The sequence below is a fragment of the Streptomyces sp. NPDC044064 genome, from assembly GCF_056434245.1.
Genome location: NZ_JBWKFN010000075.1, coordinates 1 through 3,185 on the forward strand (window position 1 = coordinate 1; position 3,185 = coordinate 3,185).

Here is a 3,185-nt window from a genome sequence, read left to right on the forward strand (position 1 = left end):
GGGTCGTGGAGCGGACCGTGTCCTGGCTGTCCGGCTGCCGACGCCTCCACCGCCGCTACGAGCGCAAGCCGGAACACTTCCTCGCCTTCACCGCTGTCGCCGCGACCCTCATATGCCACCGCAGACTCACCAAGTGAAATGACGTCTAAGTAGGAGGGGGGAGGACGTGAGAGCCGTAGCGAGTAGCGTGCGGCCCGCTCCCCATCCTCGACGGCCGGCGTCGCTCCTGCGCTCCCCGCTCTCTCCTCCGGGTCGAAGCGCGGTTGCAGCGGCCCCGGCCGTCCCAAAGGTTTCCCGTCGACGTCCAAGGGGCGGACGACGGGGAGGACGAGCCGGAGCGATGCGCACGCTTGCGCGGTAGCTCAGTCAGGCAGAGCAACCCGACATACCCGCTGGGTCACTGACGGGTCTGTCACGGGTTCAAATCCCGTCCGCGACGGCTCGTCGACGTCAGAAACCTTGGGGAGACGTTAAAACACCCCGGCCTTGCTTCAGTAGCTCAGAGGCCAGAGCCCCCGCCTGTCGAGCGGGTAGCCGCCGGTTCGAGTCCGGTCTGAAGCGCGTCAGGAGCGACGTCGGAGCTAGCCACCGATCCTGATGGTGACCTTGCCGACGTCGATCGTCTCGGACTCGACTTTGCCGTCTGCGGCGTGCCCAACCCAGGTTTCGCCGTTGTTCAGTGCGGCCCACGCCTCTGCGGGGATGTAGATCTCCAGGTTCAAGGCGTCTTCGAGTCCAGGTGAGGACTCGATGCTGAATGCGTTCGTCATACCGGCGGACTCTACTGCCCGCAGGGTGACACCGTGCCCCCGTAGCTCAGTTGGAAGAGCGGCGTCCTCGTAAGACGCAAGTCGCGCGTTCGAGTCGCGCCGGGGGCTCTCACGGGACGTAGTTCAGCGGTCAGAGCACCCGCTTTGGGAGCGGGGAGTCGAAGGTTCGAATCCTTCCGTCCCGACCATGTCAGCGGGCCAGCCACCACGTCAGTAGTCCTGAAGCAGCGCTAGACACTGTCGCTACTAGGCGGACGGGGAGGCGGTCCGCGGTGATGCGGAACCCGCCGATACGGAACTCAAAGTAAGGCGCCGCGCCGGACGACGTGACCTGTTCTGAGGTGTGTGACATGAGGCCAACCTCCCGCCTATGGAGAACTCCCCAACGAATATGGGGAGTTGGATGGTTTGTCGGCGATGCGCAGCGCATTCCGAGTATGTCACGGGGCATCTGACGCCGGTTACTGGGTGCTCCATGATTGATCTGAGCTTTTCCTGAGGTTGGCGGACTAATCTGGGCATACGCCCCGAGATCGCTCGGGCAGGCTGCGTGTCGTTCAGTACTGAACTGCATGGGTTCGGTCACCGTGCGTCGAACGCAGTGAACGCATGACTAGGGCGACGTGCCGCATTGGCGCAGGTCAGCAGGATCTGCGTGTTTCGCTGACCGACTGGTGCAACCTGTGCCACACGTACTGCATGTCCGACGAAGGACTGCACCTGAGACGTTTGCAGGACACCGAAGTCCCCGACGCTCCCAAGGCCCGCGTTGCGGATCACAGCCTGATGACTACCAAATGCGCTTCATCGAGCAGATGGCACAACACAGCCCCGCCGCGGAGAAGAGTTCCTGCGACGGGGCTGCACGACGTTCTAGGCCGGCAGCTTCACGGAGAACACCGCGCCCTTGTGGTCAGGGACCTCACTGCCGGTGTAGCTCACGACTCCGCCCTTCCGGGCGACGTCGACGACCAACTTCCCTGTGACGCTCTGACCCGGCTTGTAGGTCGTGTCGAGGTCCGGTCCGTCGACGTTGGCGTCCGCCGTTGTGGCGTCCTGCGCTGCCGTCTGTTCGTCTTCCCAGATCATCCGGCCAATTGCGGACGCGTTGAAATCAGCATCGGACGCACCGACGTTCTTCAGCGTTAGCTCGACCTGGACGAACTGACCATGCTTCGGCTTGCCCGTTGCACCGACCTCCGTCGGCGTCACGTACTTCGCGCTGACGACTGTGACGGACATCTTCGTCGTCACCTTGTAGTTCTCGCCCGCATCGTCCGTCTCCCCGGCGTCGTACGTGCCGGTCTGCCCGACGCTCAGCACAGAGACCGGGGCGGACGAGGACGCCGAAGCCGAAGGCTGAATGGTGGACCGCTCCTGCGTGTCGTCTACGACGGTCTTCGTGGGCGCGGCCTTGCTGTCGCCCCCTGACGACGAGCATCCCGTCAGGACGACGGCAGAGACCAGTACGGCCGGCACGAGGGCACGGCGAATGTAGGCGCGCATAGCGCATCCCCCCATGGATCGATGGCCCTCCCTGGCCACACGGACCAGTCAGCGTAGGGCATAGGAGGCGCCATGGCGTGGCAAAGCAGCACACGCAGAAGCCGCCTTCCCAAGGACTGGCCAGGCATCCGGCGCCGTGTCATGCGGCGTGATGGAGGCGTCTGTCAGGCCCGGTTCTCCGACGGTCGGCAGTGCGGTGCAGTGGCTACGGATGTGGATCACATCGTTGCTGGTGACGATCACAGCATGGGGAACTTGCGGGCACTGTGCGGGTGGTGCCACGCCAGGAAGAGCGCACGCGAGGGCGGTGCAGCAGCGGCCCTCACGCGCGTACGTACAGAACGCCCGAAGCCCACACACCCGGCACTGGAGGACTAGCGCATGAGCAGCGCTTACCGCTTCCGCCAGAATTGCATCAGTTCCGCAAGCGCCCTGATGATTTCCGGTCGCTCCGGAGCTTCTGTGTTGCGCAGTGAAATGAGGAGTGACAGAAGGATCGCCTGAGTGGTCAGCCCGACGATGCAGAGCAGCAACCAAGGCGCACCGATGGTGACTTGTTCTATTACGGCCCACACGGGTGGAACCCCTTCGAGACGGTGGATGCCGCTTGCGAGGGGAATTGAAGCCCACAGGAACGACAACCCCGACGACGCAGGCGGCTGCCTGCTATCCCAAGCGGTGTCCGCGCACACCGAGTCCGTCTCCCGAGACGGGTCGTCGAGGCCCTATCAGGCCGTCTACTACTGCTCGTTGCTCCACAGAGCGCGGTCAGTTAGGCGTACAGAGCACGCCTCAACTCAGACACCTTGGTCTCAGAGGTCGTTCTCTTTCCGAAGCTCATGTGTGGATTCCGCTGGTCAGACATGGGATGCAGCTGCCGCGGAAGTCTCGACTCATTGCCGGTCGGGA

Annotated in this window: 2 protein-coding genes, 4 tRNA genes and 1 pseudogene; 5 read left to right on the plus strand and 2 right to left on the minus strand. The window is 63.8% G+C overall.

Annotated features, from left to right (window positions below):
• The 3 genes and pseudogenes from AC07DS_RS46230 to AC07DS_RS46240 all read left to right on the plus strand — a co-directional run.
• Positions 1–137 (plus strand): annotated as a pseudogene (locus tag AC07DS_RS46230) (IS5/IS1182 family transposase); the annotation flags it as partial.
• A 214-nt stretch (positions 138–351) separates the two neighbouring features.
• Positions 352–440 (plus strand) — tRNA-OTHER (locus AC07DS_RS46235).
• Positions 441–488: 48 nt separating this feature from the next.
• Positions 489–561: transfer RNA gene (locus AC07DS_RS46240), tRNA-Asp, on the plus strand.
• 20 nt (positions 562–581) lie between these two features.
• On the opposite strand, the gene AC07DS_RS46245 is transcribed toward AC07DS_RS46240, so the two are convergent.
• On the minus strand, positions 582–770 hold the full coding sequence (locus AC07DS_RS46245) for a hypothetical protein (protein WP_479154732.1): 189 nt from the start codon (positions 768–770) through the stop codon (positions 582–584).
• 35 nt (positions 771–805) lie between these two features.
• On the opposite strand from AC07DS_RS46245, the gene AC07DS_RS46250 reads away from it, so the two are divergent.
• Positions 806–878 (plus strand) — tRNA-Thr (locus AC07DS_RS46250).
• Positions 879–882: 4 nt separating this feature from the next.
• Positions 883–958, plus strand: a tRNA-Pro gene (locus tag AC07DS_RS46255).
• 685 nt (positions 959–1,643) lie between these two features.
• On the opposite strand, the gene AC07DS_RS46260 is transcribed toward AC07DS_RS46255, so the two are convergent.
• Positions 1,644–2,276 carry a DUF4352 domain-containing protein gene (locus AC07DS_RS46260; RefSeq protein WP_479154733.1) on the minus strand — a complete coding sequence of 211 codons (633 nt, stop codon included), beginning with the start codon at positions 2,274–2,276 and terminating at the stop codon, positions 1,644–1,646.
• Positions 2,277–3,185: the final 909 nt, after the last annotated feature.

What these genes read in the sequence shown, in the direction of transcription:
- AC07DS_RS46245 (WP_479154732.1), bottom strand. Translation starts at nt 770, where the DNA reads ATGACGAACGCATTCAGCATCGAGTCCTCACCTGGACTCGAAGACGCC.
- AC07DS_RS46260 (WP_479154733.1), bottom strand. Translation starts at nt 2,276, where the DNA reads ATGCGCGCCTACATTCGCCGTGCCCTCGTGCCGGCCGTACTGGTCTCT.